Origin of the sequence: Gelatiniphilus marinus, from assembly GCF_042684345.1 — a bacterium.
In the GTDB taxonomy this organism is placed as follows: Bacteria; Bacteroidota; Bacteroidia; order Flavobacteriales; family Flavobacteriaceae; genus Gelatiniphilus; species Gelatiniphilus marinus.
Genome location: NZ_JBHULK010000001.1, coordinates 955,138 through 976,709 on the forward strand (window position 1 = coordinate 955,138; position 21,572 = coordinate 976,709).

Consider the following 21,572-nt stretch of genomic DNA (forward strand, 5'->3'; position numbering starts at 1 on the left):
TTAATTTGCTAATTCTTTTACATAAAAAAAATCCCAAGTAAAAAACTCGGGATTCATTTTATAATTTAATGTCGGTTACTGTTTAACCATTTGGATGCATAAATTTTTGTTTGGCCAACAACTCTTCTTCGGTCTCTACCACATCCTCATCGGGCACACAGCAATCCACTGGGCAAACCGCAGCGCACTGAGGCTCGTCATGGAAACCTACACATTCGGTACATTTATCTGGCACAATGTAATAAATCTCGTCGCTTACTGGTTCTTGGGCCTCGTCTGCATCAACTTCAGTTCCGTTTGTTAGTACAACAGTGCCTTCTAAACTGGTTCCATCTTTATAGCGCCAATCATCGGCACCTTCATATATTGCTGTATTTGGGCACTCGGGTTCGCATGCGCCACAATTTATGCATTCGTCTGTTATTATAATTGCCATAGCGTTTTTTCTTTTAAGTTTACTTAAATTTGCAACTGCCCAGAAATAGGCAGAAAAGCAAAAATAAAACCAAAACCATTCATAACCAAATATAGAATGCATTTACAACAAAGAATTAACGCTTTTGTAAAATTAGGAGAATTTATAAGTCAATTTTCTACTAAAGTTATCCAAAAAAAGGATAATGTAGAACACAATGCTATTTTCTTCGATGGGTTTAAACACCAAATAAAATTAGCCGAAGAGCACAATGGCTGGTTTACTCAAGAAAATATAACATTTGCACTACAAGGTTGGGTTGATGCTTTAACGCTTCAAAATTTAAAAAAGTGGTTACAACCCTATAATTTAGATGCTGTTAACCCAAAAAAGGTAGCCATAATTATGGCAGGAAACATTCCGTTGGTTGGGTTTCACGATTTTATATCGGTGTTAATTTCTGGGCATCGGGTATTGGTTAAGCAATCATCAAACGATAAACATTTGCTTCCTTTTTTAGCAAAATATTTAGAATATGTTGAAAACGATTTTAAAAATAAAATTGAATTTACCGAAGAAAAATTAACCCATTTTGATGCCGTTATTGCCACAGGAAGCAATAATACAGCACGCTATTTCGAGTATTATTTTAAAGGAAAACCATCTATTATTAGAAATAACAGAAATTCGGTTGCAGTTTTAAACGGCAAAGAAACCAAAGAAGATTTACAACAACTCGCCGAAGATATTTTTAGATATTACGGTTTGGGCTGCAGAAACGTATCTAAACTTTTTGTACCTAAAAACTATAATTTCGATACCTTTTTTGAAGCTATTTACCACTGGCATCATATTATAGAAAAAGCTAAATACGCTAATAATTACGATTATAACAAAGCCGTATATTTAATGAGCGAATTTGATATGCTAGAAAATGGTTTTTTTATGATAAAAGAAGATGCTAGCTACACATCGCCTATTGCAACGGTGTTTTACGAATATTACGATGATGCCAATCAATTAAAGCAAAAAATAAAAGCCGATGCCAACCAAATACAATGTATCGTTTCAAATGGCTTTACAAGCCACGAAATAGCTTTTGGCAAAACACAAAAACCAGAGCTTTGGGATTATGCCGACAATGTAGATACTATTGCATTTTTATTAGAAATATAGCTTAAAAATTATCATTTTTATAACAAAAAATCCTATATAAATTAAGACCTTTGCATCTTTAATTTTCAATCCTTCAAAATGAAAAAACACAACTTTAGCGCAGGCCCATGTATTTTACCTCCAGAGGTTTTACTAAAAGCATCTCAGGCCGTGGTAGATTACAATAACAGTGGCTTATCGTTAATAGAAATATCGCACAGAAGCAAAGACTTTGTTGAAATTATGGAAAAAGCCAGGGCTCTGGCTCTAGAATTACTTGGGCTAGAAGGCAAAGGCTATAAAGCACTTTTTTTACAAGGGGGCGCTAGCACACAGTTTTTAATGGTAGCACTAAACCTTTTAGAAAAAAGAGCCGGTTATTTAAACTCCGGAACTTGGGCAAACAAAGCCATTAATGAAGCCAAAATTTATGATGACATATACGAAGTAGCATCATCAAAAAATGCCAACTACAACTACATTCCAAAAGGCTACGATATCCCTTCAGATTACGATTATTTTCACTTTACCACAAACAACACCATTTTCGGTACGCAAATGAAATCGTTTCCTAAATGCGATATCCCCATGGTTTGCGATATGAGCAGCGATATATTTTCGCGTACTCTGGATTTTTCCCAATTCGATTTAATATACGCCGGTGCACAAAAAAACCTTGGTCCAGCAGGAACAACTCTAGTAGTTGTAAAAGAAGATATTTTGGGCAAAGTGTCGCGCAAAATCCCTTCAATGATGGATTACAAAAAACATATAGCTAGTGGCAGTATGTTTAATACACCACCGGTTTTTGCCGTATATACATCCATGCTAACTTTAGAATGGCTAAAAAAACTTGGTGGTATTGCAGCTATTGAAAAGGAAAACGAAAAGAAAGCGCGTTTAATGTATTCTGAGATAGACCTAAACCCTCTGTTTAAAGGGTTTGCAAACAAAGAAGACCGCTCTTTAATGAATGCCACATTTACACTTGAAAACGAAAACCTAAAAGACACCTTTGAAACCATGCTCAAAGAAGGCGGCATTAGCGGTATAAACGGCCACAGAAGTGTTGGCGGTTACAGGGCCTCGATGTACAATGCACTGCCCATAGAAAGCGTTAAGGCCTTGGTGGAAATAATGAGTGAATTAGAAAGTAAAGCATAAATAATTAATCGTCATTCCGAACGAAGTGAAGGAATCTCATCAAAAGATTGCCACGTCATACTTCCTCGCAATGACAACAAATAAAATTTAATTTAAAGTTGAATAATTATTCGTTCTCAGAACTTATAACTTTTTCAACTTTCAACTTTTAACTTAGATAAATGAAAGTATTAGCAAACGACGGCATTTCCCAAAGCGGTATAGATGCCCTGGAAAAAGCCGGTTACCAGATCATTACAACAACTGTTGCGCAAGAGCAACTTATAAATTACATCAACGAAAAAGAAATCGATGTTTTATTGGTACGAAGCGCAACAACAGTACGCAAAGATTTAATTGACGCTTGCCCAAACTTAAAAATTATAGGGCGTGGTGGCGTTGGAATGGATAATATTGATGTGGAGTATGCTCGCGAAAAAGGACTTTCTGTCATAAACACACCAGCAGCCTCATCCCATTCGGTTGCAGAATTGGTATTTGGCCACCTTTACGGATTAGCCCGCTACTTGCACAACTCAAACAGAGATATGCCATTAGAAGGAGACAGCAACTTCAAAGGCCTAAAAAAAGCCTATGCCAAAGGCACAGAATTAAAAGGAAAAACACTAGGCGTTTTAGGCTTTGGGCGTATTGGTCAAGCTACCGCAAAGGTAGCACTTGGTGCTGGCATGAAGGTAGTTGCCTTCGATCCGTTTTTAGAAAAAGCCAATTTGCAATTAGATTTTTTTGACGGACAATCCTTAAATTTTGAAATTGAAACCATTTCTAAAGAAGATGTACTAAAACAATCCGATTTTATTACCCTACACGTTCCAGCACAAAATGACTACGTAATTGACGAAGCAGAATTTAACATGATGAAAGATGGCGTTATAATAGCCAATGCAGCCCGTGGCGGGGTGGTAAACGAAGTAGCTCTTATAAAAGCCATTGAAAACGGCAAAGTAGCCAGAGCAGCTTTAGATGTTTTTGAAAAAGAACCAAAACCAGAAATTCAATTATTAATGAATCCTTCGTTATCACTAACGCCACATACTGGTGCGGCTACTAACGAAGCGCAAGATAGAATAGGCATTGAATTAGCAACTCAAATAATAAACATTTTAGGTTAACAAAAAACTATTCATAAATAAAATGTGACTTAGTTACCACAAATGAGTCCTAACTACAAGTTGGGACTTTTTTTGTACCTTCAACATCCAATTTATTAATCTTGTACCCATTTTAACAATTAAGTGGTGCCATAAAAAAAATATAATCATGTCAGGAATTTTAGACTTATTAAACAGCGACTTAGGAAAAACCATTATAAGTGGTGTTTCAGGCTCAACAGGAACCGATGAAACCAGAACAAGCAGTGCCTTAACAATGGCTTTGCCTGTATTAATGAAAGCCATGGAACGCAACGCCTCAACCCCGCAAGGCGCACAAGGCTTAATGGGTGCATTAATGAATAAGCACGATGGAAGCATTTTAGATAACCTTGGCGATTTGTTTAGCGGTGGCGTTAATGAAGATGTTAAAAGCGATGGTGATAGAATTCTAAGCCACGTTTTAGGAAGTAAAAAACAAGGTGTTGAAAAAATTATTGGCGAAAAATCTGGATTAGATGCCGGTGCCGTAGCCAACATACTTAAAGTGGCTGCACCTATTTTAATGGGTGTTTTAGGCAAACAATCCAGACAAAATAATGTAAGTACACCAAACGATTTAAGCGGATTGCTTGGTGGTTTACTTGGTGGCAACGAAGCCAAACAAGAACAAAGTTTCTTGGAAAAAATACTTGATGCAGACGGCGATGGCAGTGTGGTTGACGACGTTGCTGGAATGGTTTTGGGAAGCGCCAAGAAAAAAGGCGGACTTGGCGGATTGTTAGGTGGGCTTTTTGGAGGCAAATAAGTGCTTAAAAACCACATAAACAACAAAGCGTCGTGTAATCACATGACGCTTTTTTTTGTTAAACTAGCTCAAAAACAATTGTTAAAGGCACGATTTTTGTAAATTCACATACAAATCAAAACGCTTAGTTCCCTCACCAAAAGTAAAAGTTTACACATTTCTACTTTAAAGCAATTAAACTAAAATTTACTTTCGGAAAAATAAAAACCAATAAACCACCGTACAACAAAAAACAAAATACATTTAAATGCTATGAAAACAATTAAAACAAGTCTTATCTTATTATTATTTTGTGGGCTTATTATAGGCTGTAACACATCTAAGCCCATAAACTCGCAAAAGAACATAACAGAAAAAGAATTAGCAGCCGCAAACAATGATACGGTAACCATTGCTAACGATAAATTAGAATACGAAATTACTATTATAGAACCTGGGTTTAATTATTGGCTGGCAAGTAGAGCAAAACCAGAAGGCTATTATTCGCAACAGTTTTTAGAAAACAGAAACCATCAATATGTTGTGGAATGGAACCAAAGAGTGCTTCAGCCACAGCGCTTTAACCCAAACCTTTACGAAATGCAAATAGATTACCAACCCGGAATCGATTATGGCTACGAGGTAAATTACAAATTGTATAATTATTTTATTTACTTTCAATTAACTTACAAGCAACAATTAACAGCTTTTACACCCAGAATTTAAAACGCTTTAACTATTTTTGCAGTCAAAATTTTAAAGTGAAAAAGTTTAAAGAGCATTGGGAGATAAAGCATAATTGGCAGCTTTTTCTACCTTTTTTAGGATTAACAGCCTTGGGCTATTCATCTTACAAGCTGGCTAACATGCTTATAAAAGATGTAAATAGTATCCTTTTGGTCTTGTTAAGCGCTGTTATCTTTATGGCACTTTTAAAGTTTATCCTTTTCATTTTCGGTAAATTAGAAAAAAAATGGGAAGTAGCTTACAAATGGGAGCTTATTAGCATCTTTTTGGTGTTTGCCACCACGGGGTCTTCATCGTTATTTGTTAGTAGACCACTAATAAAATTAATGGGAGTAAGCAAAGATAACCTACCTACTTTTGCTTATTGGTTATTGTACATAATCATTGGGTTTGTATTTTATCAAATTCTTTTGGTTTTTATAGGATGGCTTTTTGGGCAATTCAAGTTTTTTTGGGATTTCGAAAAAAAGATGCTTCGTAAAATTGGTTTCAAACGCTTTTTAGATTAATGCAACTCGTTAAAGAACATATTGGTTTTAAGATTATCACTCTATTTATAGCTGTGGTATTTTTGGTGCCCATAACAGTAAAATTCTCACATGTTTTTACCCACCATACGCACGAGGTTTGCAAAGGCTACGATACTGCCCACATACATAAAATCGATCTAGATTGCGATTTTTACAAATTTCAGCTCAATAAAAATTTTGCTAACTCCCTATTTAATCTGGAGTTGTTTAAAGAAAAAAACGAATCGCTTCAAATTAAATCCCAATACCACTTTTTAAGCAAGTACCAACGCTTACAAACCGCGCTTCGCGGGCCACCTGTTTTAATTTAATATTATTTAAAAAACAACTTTATGAAATTATTTCTTAATATGCTGCTGCTTTTGGTACTATCAAATGCGTATGCACAAAATAAAATAGAAGGCGTTGTAACCGATGCCGAAACCAATGGAAAACTAGCCTATGTTAACGTTTATATCCCACATTTAGAAAAAGGAACAAACACCAACGAAAAAGGTAATTTTACATTACTCAACCTACCAACGGGAACACATACCATATTGTTTTCTAACATTGGCTACGAAACGCAATCATTAAGCATTACCACTCCGTTAAATAGCCCGATATCAATTCAATTAAAACCATCTGCAATAGAGATGGAAAGCATTATTATCTCAACGCCGTTTCATAAATTACAACGCGACAATGTTATGAAAGTTGAGCAAAAAAACATGGCAGAATTAAAGGCCAAAGGCGCTATTACCCTAGCTGATGGCATTACCAACATTGCAGGCGTAGAAAGTGTTACAACAGGTTTGGGCATTGGCAAGCCGGTAATTAGAGGATTAAGCTCTAACCGTGTTTTGGTTTACACCCAAGGTGTCCGGCTAGAAAACCAGCAATACGGAGACGAACACGGTTTAGGCCTTAGCGACACCGGTATTGAAGGGGTTGAAGTTATTAAAGGCCCTGCTTCGTTGCTTTACGGTAGCGATGCTTTAGGTGGCGTACTTTACCTAAACCCCGAGAAATTTGCCAATATCAATACAGCATCTGGAGATTTTGGATCTACCTTTTACAGCAACACAAGAGGCTACAGTACCAATGCCGGCTATAAATCTTCGGTAAATAATTTTAAATTTTTATTTAGAGGAAGTTTAACAGAGCATTCCGATTACAAAACCAAAGACTATCGCGTTACCAACACAAGGTACAGAGAACAAGATTTTAAAGCAGGTCTGGGATATCAAAACCAAGGGTTTAAAACTGTATTTAGATACAATGTGAATAATTCTAAAATAGGAATCCCAGAAGAGATTGGCGAACAGTCTTTAATCAAAACACCTTTGCTTCCATTTCAAAACATCACAAACCATGTGTTTAGCTCTAAATCGACCTTGTTTTTAGATAATTCGAAACTAGATGTAACACTAGGCTATACATATAACGACAGAAAAGAGTTTGAAGACCACCACCACCATCATCATGAAGAAGAAGAAGAAGAAGAAGTACACCATGATCATGAGCATGAAGAAGAACACGAAGAGCACAATGAGCACGAGGCTTTAGAAGCTGCCCTACAAATGAAATTAAAAACCTTTAATTACGATGTAAAATACCATTTGCCAACACTAGGAAAATTTGAAACCATTGTTGGCGCGCAGGGCATGAACCAAACCAACACAAACTACGGCGAAGAGCAACTTATACCAGATGCAACTACAAACGATATTGGTGTGCTGGCAACGTCTCATATTCATTTTGAAACCATAGATATTCAACTAGGTGCACGATTTGACAACCGCAACATAAACGGAGCTTCTGGACTAAACAAAAACTTTAATAGTTTTAACGGCGCTTTCGGAATTAAAAAAAACATTAACAACAATGTTACTGCCAGGGTAAATTTTGCATCGGGGTTTAGAGCGCCAAATTTATCTGAGTTAACTTCCGATGGATCTCACGGTGGTACCAACCGCTACGAAATTGGAAACATTAATTTAAAAAGCGAGAATAATTTTCAAACAGATTTAGCTTTAGAATATAAAAATAAGCATATCGAGATATTCGTTAATGGTTTTTTTAATAGCATTAACAATTATATTTTCCTTTCGCCTAATGGCAACCTAATTAACAACACCCCTGTTTATCTGTATTTACAAAACGATGCTAAACTTTATGGTGGCGAATTTGGGCTGCACTTTCATCCGCATCCCATACACTGGTTACATTTCGAGTCGAGCTTTGAAACCGTAACCGGAAAACAGAAAGACAACACCTATTTACCGCTAATTCCTGCAAAATCGCTAAGCAATATTGTAAGGGTTGAGTTTGAAGATAACTGGATAAAAAAAGGCTATGCATTTGTTAAATTAAAATCGACTTTCAAGCAAAACAAGCTAAGTGATTTTGAAACCAAAACCAATGGCTACAACCTTTTAAGCGCTGGTTTGGGCGGTAGTTTTTCTGTTTTTAACAACGAATTGAGCATTACATTCTCTGGGAACAATTTAACCGATAAAAAATATATAAACCATTTATCGCGGTTAAAACCAAATGGTATTTTTAATATAGGAAGAACCTTTAATTTAGGATTTACTTATAGTTTATAATTAAAAAATGCCTTTCAATCCCGATAGCTATCGGAAGAAAGGCATTTTTTTATTTTTATAACATTAGTATTCATTTTCAGCTTCAACCTCAACCACAATGGGCTGCTCTTCTTTTTGGAAAACATGGGTTAAAAACCACATAATGGTAAAGGTCGGAATAATATCAAAACCAGGGATAGCTTCTTCAATAAACGAGACTACACCGGCAACTTTCCCTTTGGTACCTTTGTACATTTTACTCATTAAATAGGCCGATACCGGCGCCCAAATAATATCCAAAATGGTTAGCATACCAATAATATCAAACAATAGGCTTAACGCCAATTTTTTGTTTTTACTTAATTGCTCTAAATTCATAAAAGATTAATTTTAATCTATATAACGCAAGAAATATACCAAAAATTACTTTCCAATAAGTTTTAAAAACTCGTTTCTGGTTTCAATTTTTTCAAACTGTCCTCTAAACCCAGAAGTTGTTGTTATCGAGTTTTGTTTTTGTACACCGCGCATCATCATGCACATGTGCGACGCTTCAATAACCACGGCAACGCCTTGGGGTTTTAAGGTATCGTTTATGCAATCTAAAACTTGCTCGGTTAAACGTTCTTGCACTTGCAAGCGTCTTGCAAACACATCGACTATTCGGGGCAATTTGCTCAACCCGACTATTTGTCCGTTCGGGATGTAAGCAATGTGGGCTTTCCCAAAAAATGGTAAAATATGGTGCTCGCAAAGCGAATATAACTCGATGTCCTTTACAATAACCATTTCGTTATAAGACTCTTTAAACATAGCACTTTTAAGGATTTCAACAGGGTCTTGATTGTAACCTTGTGTTAAAAATTGCATGGCTTTAGCAGCACGTTCGGGTGTTTTAATCAAACCCTCTCTATCGGTATTTTCACCCAAATCTTCAATAATGTTTTTGTACCGTTCTTTTACATCATCGGTTACCTGTATGTTGTACTCTTCAAAATTTTTATATGGCATATTGCAATTTATTAAGACTCCCAGCTTGCGGGATAGACAATTTAGACCGAAACTTGTAAACAAAGCTTCAAAAATTCTTATCCCAATAAAAATACTCAAAAAAAATTAGACATTATCTTCATATTAAAATTTAGAAAAAAACATTAACAATTCGTTTGGCTTTTTAACGTTTAGTTAAGATTAATGCAGTTTCAACAAAACTACATTTGTTAAAAGTGTAACATTTTTTTATTAATATTGTCTTTTAACCATCGGCCAAAAACAACAAAAACAACCTTAATGCGGCAACAAACCACGTTATGCTCCATTCTACTATGCTTTTTTTTAACCCAAGCCCAGGATAAAAAAACCTTGCATGTTTTAAGGACTGAAAAAGCTCCAAAAATTGATGGAGTGCTAAATGATAAAGCATGGAAAAATGCAGACGAGGCAAAGGGTTTTACACAATTTAGACCAGAAATGGGTATTGCTGAAAAAGCACACCAAAAAACTACTGTTAAAATAACTTTTGATGATAATGCCATTTATGTTGGAGCATACCTAAAGGACAAACCAGAAGATATACAAAAGCAGTTTACAAGTCGTGATAATTTTGGGCAATCAGATTTTTTTGGAGTGGTACTAAACCCCAACAACGATGCCCAAAACGATACCGAGTTTTTTGTGTTTAGCTCTGGCACCCAAGCCGATGCCATTGCATCGCCAAGTATTGATGGCGGCGAAGATTTTGGATGGAATGCCGTTTGGGACAGTGCCGTTAAAATTGTTGACGATGGTTGGATTGTTGAAATGAAAATACCCTATAGAGCCCTTCGGTTTTCTAACGATGATGTGCAAACCTGGGGCATACAATTCCATAGACGTTATAGAATAGATAACTCGCAATATTCATGGAACCCCATTGACAGAACCAAAGGGAATATTGGTTTATATCACGGCGAATTAACAGGCATAAAAAACATTGAGCCACCTACTCGCTTAAGTTTATATCCGTTTGTTTCAGGTATATCGACTTATTTTGATGGCGAACACGAAACCGATTTAAAAATGGGTTTAGATGTAAAATACGGCATTACCGAAAACTTTACCTTAGATGCCACTTTAATCCCCGATTTTAGTCAAGCTGCTTTTGATAATGTAAGATTAAACCTTGGCCCTTTCGAGCAAACCTTTAGCGAACAACGCCAGTTTTTTAAAGAAGGTGTAGATTTGTTTAATAAAGGTAATTTGTTTTTTTCAAGACGAGTTGGTAATTCGCCCGTAGAACAAGACAATATTGAGGACGAGCTAATAAGCAACAACAATATTAATGAAGAAATTATAGATAACCCAAACATAGTTAAAACATTAAACGCCGTTAAGGTTTCGGGGCGCACCAAAAAGGGTTTGGGCCTTGGTTTTTTTAATGCCATAACCCAAAAAACTCGAGCTAAAATAAAAACAACAAAATATATTCGCGACCAAAATACCCAAGCCATAACCGACAGCATTATTACCTACAGAAATAAAGTTACCGAACCCCTTGCCAATTACAACATTTTGGTGCTGGACCAGCAATTCAATAAAAACTCATCAGTAAGCTTTATAAACACCAATGTTACCAGAGACGGCAATTTTAGAGATGCCAACGCTACGGGTCTGCTGGCCGATGTTTCAAACAAAAGAAATACTTATAATATTCGTGGTGAAGTAAAAATGAGTAACGTAAATTTATCTACTGGCATAAGCAGCGGTTTAAGTTCGTTTTTTAGAGCCGGAAAAACACATGGCAAGTTACGCTATAGTATAGACCATGAGTTTGCAGATGAAAAATACGATATAAACGACCTGGGTTTAAACCTAAGAAACAACTTTAACAATTTTGGCTTCGATGCCTTGTACCAAATTTTCGAGCCGACTAAAAGATTAAATGCATTTAGGGCAAACACTTGGGCAAATTACCGTCGCTTATACAAACCAAGTACATTTACAGGCACCAACTTTGGTATGCGCGTAAGCGCACAAAACAAAAAACTCATGTGGTTTGGCGCAAGAATTAATATACAGCCCGGGAAACAATACGACTATTTTGAGCCTCGAGATTTTGAAAACAAACGTTTCTTTATTTACAAAAATTTTGGATCTACAGGTGTTTGGCTAGAAACCAACCCAAATAAAACTTTTTCCATTGAAACCAATTTAAATTTGTTTACCTTGTTTGACAGCACCAGGGATTTGTTTGGCTACGAGCTAGAACTGGAGCCCACAATTAGATTCAACGATAAGTTAAAAATAACTTACGAGTTTGAATACCAAAACAACAAAGGAAGCCGTGGTTTTGTTGATAATATAAATGATGACATTGTTTTTGGTGAACGCGATGTGGTTTCGGTTGAAAACGGACTCTACGTGAGCTATAATTTTAATCCGTTACATGCCATAAACTTTAATTTTAGAAACTTTTGGAGTACCGTAAATTATGATTATCAATTGTTTATTCTTGAAAACAACGGCACAGTTTCTGCAAATAACGGCTATAATGTAGATAGTATTGAGGACAGCCCAAACATAAATTTTAATACTTGGAATTTAGATTTGCGCTACTCGTGGCAATTTGCCCCGGGCAGCCAACTTACGGCTTTATACCGCAATTCACTTTTTAATTCTGATAATGCATCAAAAGACAGTTATTTTAATAGCTTAAACACCTTGTTCAATCAACCCATACAGCACGTATTCTCGTTAAGGCTTCAATATTTTATCGATTATTCAAATCTTAAAACCCTTTTTAAAAAATAAAAGTAACCGCTAATCGTTGCTTATAAATCTATAAAGCAGTATTTTCATTCCCTAATTAATTTCTATGATTAAAGCACATAATGTTCATAAATACTACAACGATTTACACGTACTTAAAGGTGTAGAAATTCATGTAAAAAAAGGAGAAATTGTTTCTATTGTCGGAGCCTCGGGTGCAGGAAAAACCACATTATTGCAACTCTTGGGCACTTTAGATCGAGCTTCTGCTAAAGAAAATTTTAGCATTTCAATAAACAACACCAATATTAATACGCTAAACGATAAAGCTTTAGCTAAGTTTAGAAACGAGCATATTGGTTTTATCTTTCAATTCCACCAATTATTACCAGAATTTACCGCTCTGGAAAACGTGTGTTTACCAGCATTTATTAAAGGTACTAAAAAAACAGATGCCGAAAAACGCGCCAAAGAACTTTTAGATTTTTTAGGTTTATCGCATCGTTACAAGCATAAACCCAACCAATTGTCTGGTGGCGAACAACAGCGTGTTGCCGTGGCCAGGGCTTTAATAAACAACCCCGATTTAATCTTTGCCGACGAGCCTTCCGGAAACCTGGACAGCGAATCTGCCGAAACCCTGCACAGCCTCTTTTTTAAACTTCGCGAAGAGTTTGGGCAAACCTTTGTAATTGTTACCCACAACGAAGAACTTGCTAATTTAGCCGACAGAAAACTAACTATGGTTGATGGTAAAATTGTAAATTAATTACAAAGTTTTTAAACCGTTGGGCATTTTAATATTAAACTAAGCTACAAAAGCCATAAAAGGCTATTAAGCAATTGTGTTTTTTAACAAAACAGGTTGCTCTATTTAAAAACACAAAACACTTATTTTACTGACTTATAATTACTTACAGCGTTTTTTGGTTTTTTGGCACGTTGTTTGTAACTAAATAAACGTAACACAAGTAAAACATACAATTATGAAAAAATTTATATTCTTATTAGCAGGGTTAGTCTTAACAGGGTTTACTGCTACCGCAGCCACTACCAATGCCACAGCAAAAATAGGTGCAACTTATTATGGAGGTTACGGCAATTCTTTCATTTTTGTAGAAGACGGTATTGAGTTTTCTGTGTTCCGCGACGGACAATTCGATTTTAATATTTTAAGAGGCAACTCACGGTTAGGTGTATCTATTGGTTCGCCAAACGTAAGTATTAGCTTTAATTCGGGTTACAACTACAACGCTTACGTGCAATACGATGAATATGGTGCGATTATTCAAATAGAAAACACACCTATTTATTATGATTATTACGGGCGCGTAAGTCAGGTTGGAAATGTAAATATTCGCTACAACAACTATGGGCACATTTCGCGCGTTGGTGGTTTATATGTGCACTACAACCGTTACAACCGTTACTCGCATTTTACTGGTTTTATTAATATTTACAACAGACATTATGTGTACAGACCTTGGCACAGATATTATAGTGTTCCGGCTTACGATTACTGTGTAGTGTACAACAGACCATACAGAAAGTATTATAAACCCATTCGTTACACTTATAACAGACCGTTTTACAACAATTACAGACCCAGAACTGCAATTGCCACTAGACGCGGACATAAAATTTACAGAAACCGAAGCTATGCAACCGTAAACCGAAGCACCAGAAATAAAACACAAATTAACAAACGTGCCAATTCTAGACGAGATGTGGCCCAAGTAAATTTGGCAAGACGAACAAATATTTCGACCGTAAACAGAAATACTAGAGCAAATTCTGAAAACGTTAATAGCAGAACATCGACAAGACGTGATAATGCTAGAACAAACACAACTAGAGCCAATACACGCACAAATGATAATAAAAGAACAAGGGAAAGCGTTACCAGAACTACAAGACCAAATGTAAACAATACGAGAACCGTAACTAGAAATAGAAATACTTCTGTTACCAGAAAACCAAATAACGTAAATACACGTACATATAATAAAAGAGAGAAAACAACTAGAAACACACAACGCGTTGCAACAAGAACAACGCTTAACAAACCTAGAACCGTGCAACGCACACAACGCACGGTAACTAGAAAAAGTAAACCTAGAACAACGCAAAGAACCGTTTCTAGGTCAACACAAAATAAACAAAGAGCAACACAAAGCAGAAGTGCTTCTAGTAATAAAAATACAAGATCGACTTCAAGAAGACGATCCTAACAATTTTGGTTGGTTAGTTGGAAAGCCCCACGATACGTTTGCCTCAAAGCAAATTCGTGGGGTTTTCTTTTTAGTGAAACTCATTGTTTAAAAAATGTGAAACAATGCATGAAATATTGATAGCTAAACTAGGGGCTTTCAAAAAAGTAAAATTTATGACAACCCGAACCTGTTTTAGGTTCTCATAATGATAGATGGGATTCTGAAATAAATTCAGAATGACGCATCTTTAGATAATTAAGCAAGCTTCACAATGATTAAATGACTTATTTACGCTTTAAAACCCTGTCAATAATTTCCGTAATATTTTCTGAAAACTTAAAGAAATAAATAACAAGCCCATAGACAATACTAACAAGTGCCGATTTTAGTATGATATTTAGTATTGGATGAAAAGAAAAATCCCAGAAATAAAACAACAAAACACCTAAAACAATACACAGGCCTATTTTAAATGTATTGGCACTAAAGGGCAACATTTTAAACTTTCTGAAAACAAAAAACAACTTAATCGAGTTGTATAAAAATATAGCCAAAAAGGTGGCTAATGCAGCACCATTAATGCCGTATAGCGGGATAAAAACCATATTTAGCAAAACCATTAAAATTACCAGAATTACACCCAAAAAAAGCACGATTCTGTAATAATCGCTATTAAACAAAATAGCATTGTTGCTACCTAACAAGGCATCGTACAATTTAGCAACGCTAATTAAAAAAACCACAAAAAGCCCGCCGTTAAACTCTTCAGGAATAATATTATATAACTGATTAATATTAAGCACAATAAGCAAAAAAATAAACCCACTTACTATAAACAGGTTTAGCGAACTGCGTTTGTACAGATCTTTAAGCGCATCAAAATCTTTTTCGTTTAAATATTTAGCAGATAAGGGCAATAATATTTGATGCATTGAGCGTAGGGGTACAGCAATAACAGTAGCAATAAAAATAGCCACGTTATAATAGGCAATTTGCTCAATTGGTATATAATGCCCCAGCATAACCTTATCTATATCCAACAGAATCGTAGCTATAGAGGCCGCAATAATTATTAAAAACGAATATTTTAAAACAGCACTTAAATTAGAGACTTTTTTAAAGCTTATAACAGGAGGTTTAATGCTAAATGCGTAAAACTTCATAATTACCATCCTTAACACATAAACAACAACCAAACCTAGCATAAATTGCTCAACATCTACCACTTCAAAATACAAACAAAACAACAAAACCATAGTACCTACACGATGGAATACTTCTTTCATAAAATTACCAAACACGGTTTGCATGTGCACTTTGGTCCAGGCAAAAAACACCTCGAAATACGCTAAAGCTATAGCTATAAACAAGGTGTGCCACAAATAGTTTTTTATTATGGGGTTTTCAGTCGATAAAAATCCACCTATCATCTCATAACTAAAATGCATAATGATGGAGAGCGTAAAAATAATCAACAATGGCAAAAACAACATGAGCGTTAAAAAACTGTTTAAAGACACACGTGTTTTAAATGAGGAATAAAATTTTACTAAAGTATTGTGTACGCCAAAGGCCATTAACGGCATTATTACATAGGCCAAAGACAGCATATAGCCCACCATTCCGTAGTACTCGTCGCTTAAAAACTTGGTGTAAAGAAACAAGGTATTTATCGCGCCAATAAAAAAACCCAAATACGTGGATATAATGTTTTTAAATGATTGTGTAGCAACAATGCCCATTATATTAATTTAGATAAAAATGCGGTTAACGATTTTCTACTATACTTTTGCAAACCAATGGCATGCGACTGCAATGTGTTTTTTTTATATGCTTTATAGTGTGTTAATATAGTGGTTTTTAACGACTCGTAATTATTGTAATAAAAGTAGTTACCGGTGTTGGTTTCTTTTATGATTTTTTCGACATCCGAACCTTTTGGGCCCAAAGCTAAAATAGGCCGGTTGGAAACCATATATTCAAACAGTTTCCCAGGAATAATGCATTTAGTGTCTTCTGAATCGATTTCAATCAATAACAATATTTGTGATTTTTTTTGATATTTAATAGACTCATTATGTGAAATATAACCCACATTATTTACATAATCACTTAAACCATTTTTTTTAATTGAATGAAGCACATCTTCGCTAACGGCTCCAACAAAATTAAGTTGAAAGTCTTTGGAAAATTCACTGTCCGTTTTAATCAAATCACTTATAACCTGCCACAGTATTTCCGGGTTTCGTTTTGATAACAAGGACCCAATATGTGCCATGGTAAATTTAGCATCCAATGCTACTTTGCCAACCAATTCGTAATCGTAACCATTTGTAATAACTTCAATAGGTTTTGTGGTGATGTTTTTAAACTCGTTTTTTGTTACAGCGCTGGTTACAATAATTTGGTTGGCTGTATTTAAAACCTGCTTTTCGAGTAATTTGTGCTTTTCCTGAGATTTTTTCGTCAGTTTAAGCTGTTTATGATAGCCAATGGTAGTCCACGGATCTCTAAAATCTGCCAACCACTTTACCTCTAGTTTTTCTTTTAACCTTAAACCGATTAAATGCAAACTGTGCGGTGGCCCCGTTGTAATAATGGTATCTATATTATTTTCTAGAATATAATTTGAAAGATAAGTTACTGAAGGTTTTACCCAACTTTTTCTGGCATCTGGAATAAAAAAGTTGCCACGGATATAAAGCATCATTTTTTCAATAAAACTTTGCTTTTTTTCTTCTGAAATAATGCCTTTACTAATAGTTTTAGATGATTTTTCAGAGAACAACTTAGCTAGTTTATAAGGTTCTTTAATAGGTTGTTTTATAATGGTTAAACCTTCTGAAACTTCATCAATTAAACTATCATCTACCAAAGGATAATTAGGGTTTTCTGGAATGTAAACAATGGGTTCAACATTAAATTCTGGCAAATATTTAACAAACTTTAACCAGCGTTGCACACCTGGGCCTCCCGCTGGCGGCCAATAATAGGTTATTATAAGTGCTTTTTTTTTTGCCATTTGTATATTCGCTAGTAGCAAGGCATATTTAAAATTGAAACTGGATTAATATTGGATTCCTTCCTTTGAGGGAATAACAAACTATTTCTTTTTAAATTTATAAAACAAACCAGCCAAAAGCAATATTCCGAAAAATATAGAACTTGCCAATGCAATTTTGCTTCCTGTTTTTACCACATCGGGTTCGAATTTAAACTCGATTACATGCTGGCCTGCAGGTATTTCCATACCGCGTAGCGTATAATTTACGCGTGTGTGCGCTGCTTCTTTTCCATTAACAAACGTTTTCCAACCGTTGCCGTAATACACTTCAGAAAACACCGCAAATCCATCATTTGAATTGTTTGACTTGTATTTTAGATAATTGGGACGATGTGTTATCAATTTAATTGAAGCTAGAGAATCAACATCAAACGAACTATATGCTCTACTTTCTTTTAACAATTGTTTCGGCTTGTTAACATAAGTATAAATTGCTTTATTCTTGTTATCCAAACTATCCAATGCTTTGATTTCTTCATTTGCAGAATTAACACGTTCTAACGTTTTCACAAACCACGCATTTCCGTTGGCATCTTTGTTGGTATAAGGCACAGGATTTCCACTGTCGTTTTGCACAACAATATATTTGGTGTTAAACATATTAAGCACATTAATGTTGTTTTGCGTGATGTACCAATCATAAACCTCTCTGTAGCGTTTTAACCCCGCAGCGTGATAACCACTTAAAGAATTGTGGTAATACGATGGTTTTGATTGACCCGAAACCAAATCGAACACCCTAAAATGTGTGGTATCTTTTAATATCTCTTTATCGGCTGCATTTTTTGTAAAAGGCTGATTAACCTGCATTGCAGATACAAAATTATCGTTATTTACATAGCGCCTGTTAACGCCAACTAAATCAAAAAGAATAAGTGCTGCAAAAGCCAACATGACCCATTTTTCTTTTAGCTTTTCTTTTAAAAACGCCCAAATCAAGCCTGCTGAAAGCAATACCAAAACAAGGGTTCTAATAGTATCTTGGGTAAAAATAGATTTCCTGTCTGCTTTAATAGCATCAATAAAAGCTTGCCCGTAATTTTGACGATAAAACCCATCGTTTACGCCAGCAAAATCAAACGAAGATTTAAGCAGCAAAAACAAAATAGCTATGCCTCCGGTTATTATCGCCGTAAATTTTAAAGCTTTTAATTTCTCTTCTCTCTTTTCAAAATCATTAAACAATCTTACCAATCCGAAAATTGCTAAAACTGGAATACACAATTCTAAAATAACTTGAATGGAACTTACGGCTCTAAACTTGTTGTAAAGCGGCACATAATCAATAAAAAAGTCTGTTATAAATGTAAAAGGTTGATTCTTTCCGTAAGACAATATTAACGACAATACTGTTCCGCCAACAAGCCACCATTTTAAACGCCCTTTTACCAAAAACAGGGCAAATACAAATAAAAACAACACTACAGCTCCTATATAAGCAGGAGCTTCAACAATGGGTTGATCGCCCCAATACATGGGCGCACGTTTAGATTCTTGTAAAGCTTGACTTGGCGATGCGCCTAATTTTCTAAAAGCCTCGTAAGTTGCCGAGTCTTTACCGAGGTTCTCCCCGTTTCCGCCACCCATAAAACGCGGAATGTAAAGGTTGAAGGTTTCTAAAATACCGTAGCTAAACTGGGTAATATAATCTCTGTCTAAACCCGAAGTAACTTCTTTTGGCGAACCATCAGGGTTTATAGTTAATTCGCTTTTGCCTCGAGTGCTTTCTTTTACATATTCTTTTGTGGCTAAAATTCCGGTCGCATTTAAAGCAATCGATAAAAAAACTGCAGCGAATAAAATACCAACAGATTTAAAATAATGCGGCAAAATCTTCTTTTTATAAGCATCGATTAAATAAGCGATTCCCAATACGATAACCAATAGCATTAAATAATAGGTCATCTGGAAATGGTTTGCCACAATCTCTAAACCCATAGCCACCACGGTAAGCAAAAAACCTGCAATATATTTTCGTTGGAATGTGAGCAGAATGCCACTTAAAACTAGGGGCATGTAAGCAATGGCATGCGCTTTGCTATTGTGCCCAACACCCAGGATTATTATTAAATACGTTGAAAACCCAAAAGCAATGGCTCCAATTGCCGCAAGTTTAAAATCGACTTTTAAAACCAGCAAAAGCACATAAAAACCCAACAAATAAAGAAATAAATAGTCGGCTGGTCGTGGTAAAAACCGTAGGGTTAAATCTAACTTTTTAATATAATTATGTGGGTATTTTGCGCCTAATTGATAGGTGGGCATACCGCTAAACGCACTGTTTGTCCAATAGGTTTCTTCGCCAGTTTCGGCACGAAACTCTTTTTGCTGTTTGCTCATGCCAATATACTGTACAATATCGCTTTGCAATATCTGTTTCCCCTTTAAAACCGGACTAAAATAAGCCAAAGAAAGTATTACAAAACCAATTAAAACGAATAAGTGCGGGAGTATTTTTTTAAAAGAAAACGGCATGAATATATGTTAAAAAACAATGGTTGTGAAATTAACTATTATTTTCGAGATATGCTTAAACAAAAAGAATCAAAAAAATAGCTTTAAGATTTAGGTCTATTTTAAATATGCAACAAAGATGTTTATTCAATTTCTTCAAAATCAACATAATCGCCCACCTTTTTATTTGAAGTTTTCGTGTTTGGCATTTTATCGATAGTAACTTCGCCCTCGCGCTTTGGTTTTTCTTGGTTTTGATGGCCGTTAAATTGCCCAAATTGCCCACCAAAACGTTTTTCAGCTTTTTTAGCAGCGTATTTTATTAAAAAAGGCGCAAATATTCTTGCAAGCACTTTTAAACCATAATACACCAACACAATAATAAGTATGGTTCTTAATAAACCCATTATAAACTATATTTAATATTTTATGCAAAAATACAATTCTAAACATTTAAAAAACGTTCAAAAATGATAAAAAAAGTATAAAATATCTATATTTGAGCATCCTATAAAAAACATAAAGAGCGTATTTCGTTTATTTAAATTATAGTTTTTTTCTAAAATATTTGCTATGAGCCCAATCAAATCTACCCTAATTTTACTGCTAAGCTTGCTAACCATACAAGCTTTTGGCCAATACACCGATGTTATAAATTCCAACAGACCCGGGGTTTCCCGAAGCGCGTTTTCTGTAGGAACAAACGTAGCGCAATTTGAAGTTGGCCCCTATGTTTTAAAAGAAAAAAGAACACCAGCAACTGCTTTTGAGGTTTCTGGTTTTGGTGTTGATTTTGCAGCACGATACGGCTTGCTTTGGGAAGAATTAGAGTTAAATGTTGAAGGCACATACCAAAACGATACCAAAACATATACCTCTAATTTGGCTGCTGAAGATGCGCGTTCAAACTTTAAGTTTTTAAGTGTTGGTGCAAAATATTTGGTTTATGATCCTTACAAAAACGCTGAAGAAGACAAACCAAATTTATACAGTTGGAAAGCGAACAACCGCTTTAAGTGGAAATCGTTAATTCCTGCTGTTTCAGTTTATTTAGGTACCAACTACGATACTAAAAACAACCCGTACACAGCACCGGGAATTGAAGGCTTTAGCCCCAAAGCGATGGTAGCAACACAAAATAATTTTGTAGGCGGTTGGGTTTTAGTTACAAACTTAATCTTTAATCGACCATTTATGAAAATAGAAGATGAAAATGGAAATCCGATAACCATAAATGGAGAAGAACTTAAAGCTTCTGAATTTCAATACATATTAACTTTAACACATTCCTTTAGCCCAAATTGGGTGATATTTGGTGAAACCCAAGGCATTAAAAGCGATTTTTATGCCGATAATTTGTTTAGATTTGGTGGTGCTTATTTATGGGGGAAAGATTTTCAGTTGGACACCGCAATTACCTTTAACACCAAAGACACACCATCGGTTTTTAGTGTTAATTTTGGAGCCTCGTATCGATTGGATTTTCATAAAGATAAAGAAATCGATAACAGTAATTCTGCAAAAGAAGAACTGAGAAGAAAAACCAGAAGTGCCAAAAAAACAAAAAACAAAAACACCCTAGAACCAAAGAAAAAACAAAAAAGAAAAGACAGCGATTTTTGATAACTAAAACAA

Annotated in this window: 19 protein-coding genes; 12 read left to right on the top strand and 7 right to left on the bottom strand. The window is 35.3% G+C overall.

What is annotated here, in order from left to right:
* Window positions 1-82: 82 nt before the first annotated feature.
* Entirely contained in the window at window positions 83-436 is a 354-nt protein-coding gene (locus ACFSQS_RS04070) for a 4Fe-4S dicluster domain-containing protein (RefSeq protein ID WP_388014487.1), read from the bottom strand.
* A 96-nt stretch (window positions 437-532) separates the two neighbouring features.
* Here ACFSQS_RS04070 and ACFSQS_RS04075 point away from each other — a divergent pair, with 96 nt between their 5' ends.
* The 8 genes from ACFSQS_RS04075 to ACFSQS_RS04110 all read left to right on the top strand — a co-directional run bounded on the left by ACFSQS_RS04075 (window position 533) and on the right by ACFSQS_RS04110 (window position 8,480).
* Window positions 533-1,591, top strand: a complete 1,059-nt coding sequence (locus tag ACFSQS_RS04075) for an acyl-CoA reductase (protein ID WP_388014490.1) — start codon at window positions 533-535, stop codon at window positions 1,589-1,591.
* 78 nt (window positions 1,592-1,669) lie between these two features.
* Window positions 1,670-2,734 (top strand): 3-phosphoserine/phosphohydroxythreonine transaminase, encoded by a 1,065-nt coding sequence (serC, locus tag ACFSQS_RS04080; protein WP_388014493.1) that lies wholly within the window; start codon window positions 1,670-1,672, stop codon window positions 2,732-2,734.
* A gap of 161 nt (window positions 2,735-2,895) precedes the next feature.
* Window positions 2,896-3,846 (top strand): D-2-hydroxyacid dehydrogenase, encoded by a 951-nt coding sequence (locus ACFSQS_RS04085; protein ID WP_388014496.1) that lies wholly within the window; start codon window positions 2,896-2,898, stop codon window positions 3,844-3,846.
* A 148-nt stretch (window positions 3,847-3,994) separates the two neighbouring features.
* Window positions 3,995-4,633 carry a DUF937 domain-containing protein gene (locus ACFSQS_RS04090; protein ID WP_388014499.1) on the top strand — a complete coding sequence of 213 codons (639 nt, stop codon included), beginning with the start codon at window positions 3,995-3,997 and terminating at the stop codon, window positions 4,631-4,633.
* Between the two features lie 252 nt (window positions 4,634-4,885).
* Window positions 4,886-5,338, top strand: a complete 453-nt coding sequence (locus ACFSQS_RS04095) for a DUF6146 family protein (RefSeq protein WP_388014502.1) — start codon at window positions 4,886-4,888, stop codon at window positions 5,336-5,338.
* Window positions 5,339-5,373: 35 nt separating this feature from the next.
* Window positions 5,374-5,868: a DUF6787 family protein gene (locus ACFSQS_RS04100; RefSeq protein ID WP_388014505.1), complete on the top strand. Its 495-nt coding sequence runs from the start codon at window positions 5,374-5,376 to the stop codon at window positions 5,866-5,868.
* Window positions 5,868-6,200 (top strand): hypothetical protein, encoded by a 333-nt coding sequence (locus ACFSQS_RS04105; protein ID WP_388014512.1) that lies wholly within the window; start codon window positions 5,868-5,870, stop codon window positions 6,198-6,200. The genes ACFSQS_RS04100 and ACFSQS_RS04105 overlap by 1 nt, the downstream gene beginning before the upstream one ends.
* A 21-nt stretch (window positions 6,201-6,221) precedes the next feature.
* Window positions 6,222-8,480, top strand: a complete 2,259-nt coding sequence (locus tag ACFSQS_RS04110; RefSeq protein WP_388014515.1) for a TonB-dependent receptor — start codon at window positions 6,222-6,224, stop codon at window positions 8,478-8,480.
* A gap of 63 nt (window positions 8,481-8,543) precedes the next feature.
* Here ACFSQS_RS04110 and ACFSQS_RS04115 read toward each other — a convergent pair whose 3' ends face one another.
* The gene (locus ACFSQS_RS04115) at window positions 8,544-8,837 is read right to left on the bottom strand and encodes a hypothetical protein (RefSeq protein WP_388014518.1); all 294 of its coding nucleotides are present in this window, start codon (window positions 8,835-8,837) and stop codon (window positions 8,544-8,546) included.
* A gap of 45 nt (window positions 8,838-8,882) precedes the next feature.
* Entirely contained in the window at window positions 8,883-9,470 is a 588-nt protein-coding gene (gene folE, locus ACFSQS_RS04120; protein WP_388014521.1) for a GTP cyclohydrolase I FolE, read from the bottom strand.
* A gap of 279 nt (window positions 9,471-9,749) precedes the next feature.
* Between folE and ACFSQS_RS04125 the strand changes: the two genes are divergently transcribed.
* The 3 genes from ACFSQS_RS04125 to ACFSQS_RS04135 all read left to right on the top strand — a co-directional run bounded on the left by ACFSQS_RS04125 (window position 9,750) and on the right by ACFSQS_RS04135 (window position 14,437).
* Window positions 9,750-12,248, top strand: coding sequence for a DUF5916 domain-containing protein (locus ACFSQS_RS04125; RefSeq protein WP_388014524.1), 2,499 nt, complete (start codon window positions 9,750-9,752; stop codon window positions 12,246-12,248).
* 64 nt (window positions 12,249-12,312) lie between these two features.
* Window positions 12,313-12,975, top strand: a complete 663-nt coding sequence (locus tag ACFSQS_RS04130; RefSeq protein ID WP_388014527.1) for an ABC transporter ATP-binding protein — start codon at window positions 12,313-12,315, stop codon at window positions 12,973-12,975.
* A 217-nt stretch (window positions 12,976-13,192) separates the two neighbouring features.
* Window positions 13,193-14,437, top strand: a complete 1,245-nt coding sequence (locus ACFSQS_RS04135; RefSeq protein WP_388014530.1) for a hypothetical protein — start codon at window positions 13,193-13,195, stop codon at window positions 14,435-14,437.
* 266 nt (window positions 14,438-14,703) lie between these two features.
* Here ACFSQS_RS04135 and ACFSQS_RS04140 read toward each other — a convergent pair whose 3' ends face one another.
* The 4 genes from ACFSQS_RS04140 to ACFSQS_RS04155 all read right to left on the bottom strand — a co-directional run bounded on the left by ACFSQS_RS04140 (window position 14,704) and on the right by ACFSQS_RS04155 (window position 20,344).
* On the bottom strand, window positions 14,704-16,161 hold the full coding sequence (locus ACFSQS_RS04140) for an oligosaccharide flippase family protein (RefSeq protein ID WP_388014533.1): 1,458 nt from the start codon (window positions 16,159-16,161) through the stop codon (window positions 14,704-14,706).
* Window positions 16,161-17,441 (bottom strand): glycosyltransferase, encoded by a 1,281-nt coding sequence (locus tag ACFSQS_RS04145; RefSeq protein ID WP_388014536.1) that lies wholly within the window; start codon window positions 17,439-17,441, stop codon window positions 16,161-16,163. The genes ACFSQS_RS04140 and ACFSQS_RS04145 overlap by 1 nt, the downstream gene beginning before the upstream one ends.
* A gap of 81 nt (window positions 17,442-17,522) precedes the next feature.
* Entirely contained in the window at window positions 17,523-19,958 is a 2,436-nt protein-coding gene (locus ACFSQS_RS04150) for a YfhO family protein (protein WP_388014539.1), read from the bottom strand.
* A 122-nt stretch (window positions 19,959-20,080) separates the two neighbouring features.
* Window positions 20,081-20,344, bottom strand: a complete 264-nt coding sequence (locus ACFSQS_RS04155; RefSeq protein ID WP_388014542.1) for a DUF4834 family protein — start codon at window positions 20,342-20,344, stop codon at window positions 20,081-20,083.
* A gap of 166 nt (window positions 20,345-20,510) precedes the next feature.
* Here ACFSQS_RS04155 and ACFSQS_RS04160 point away from each other — a divergent pair, with 166 nt between their 5' ends.
* A complete protein-coding gene (locus tag ACFSQS_RS04160) occupies window positions 20,511-21,560 on the top strand; it encodes a transporter (protein ID WP_388014545.1) in 1,050 nt (349 codons plus the stop codon).
* Window positions 21,561-21,572: the final 12 nt, after the last annotated feature.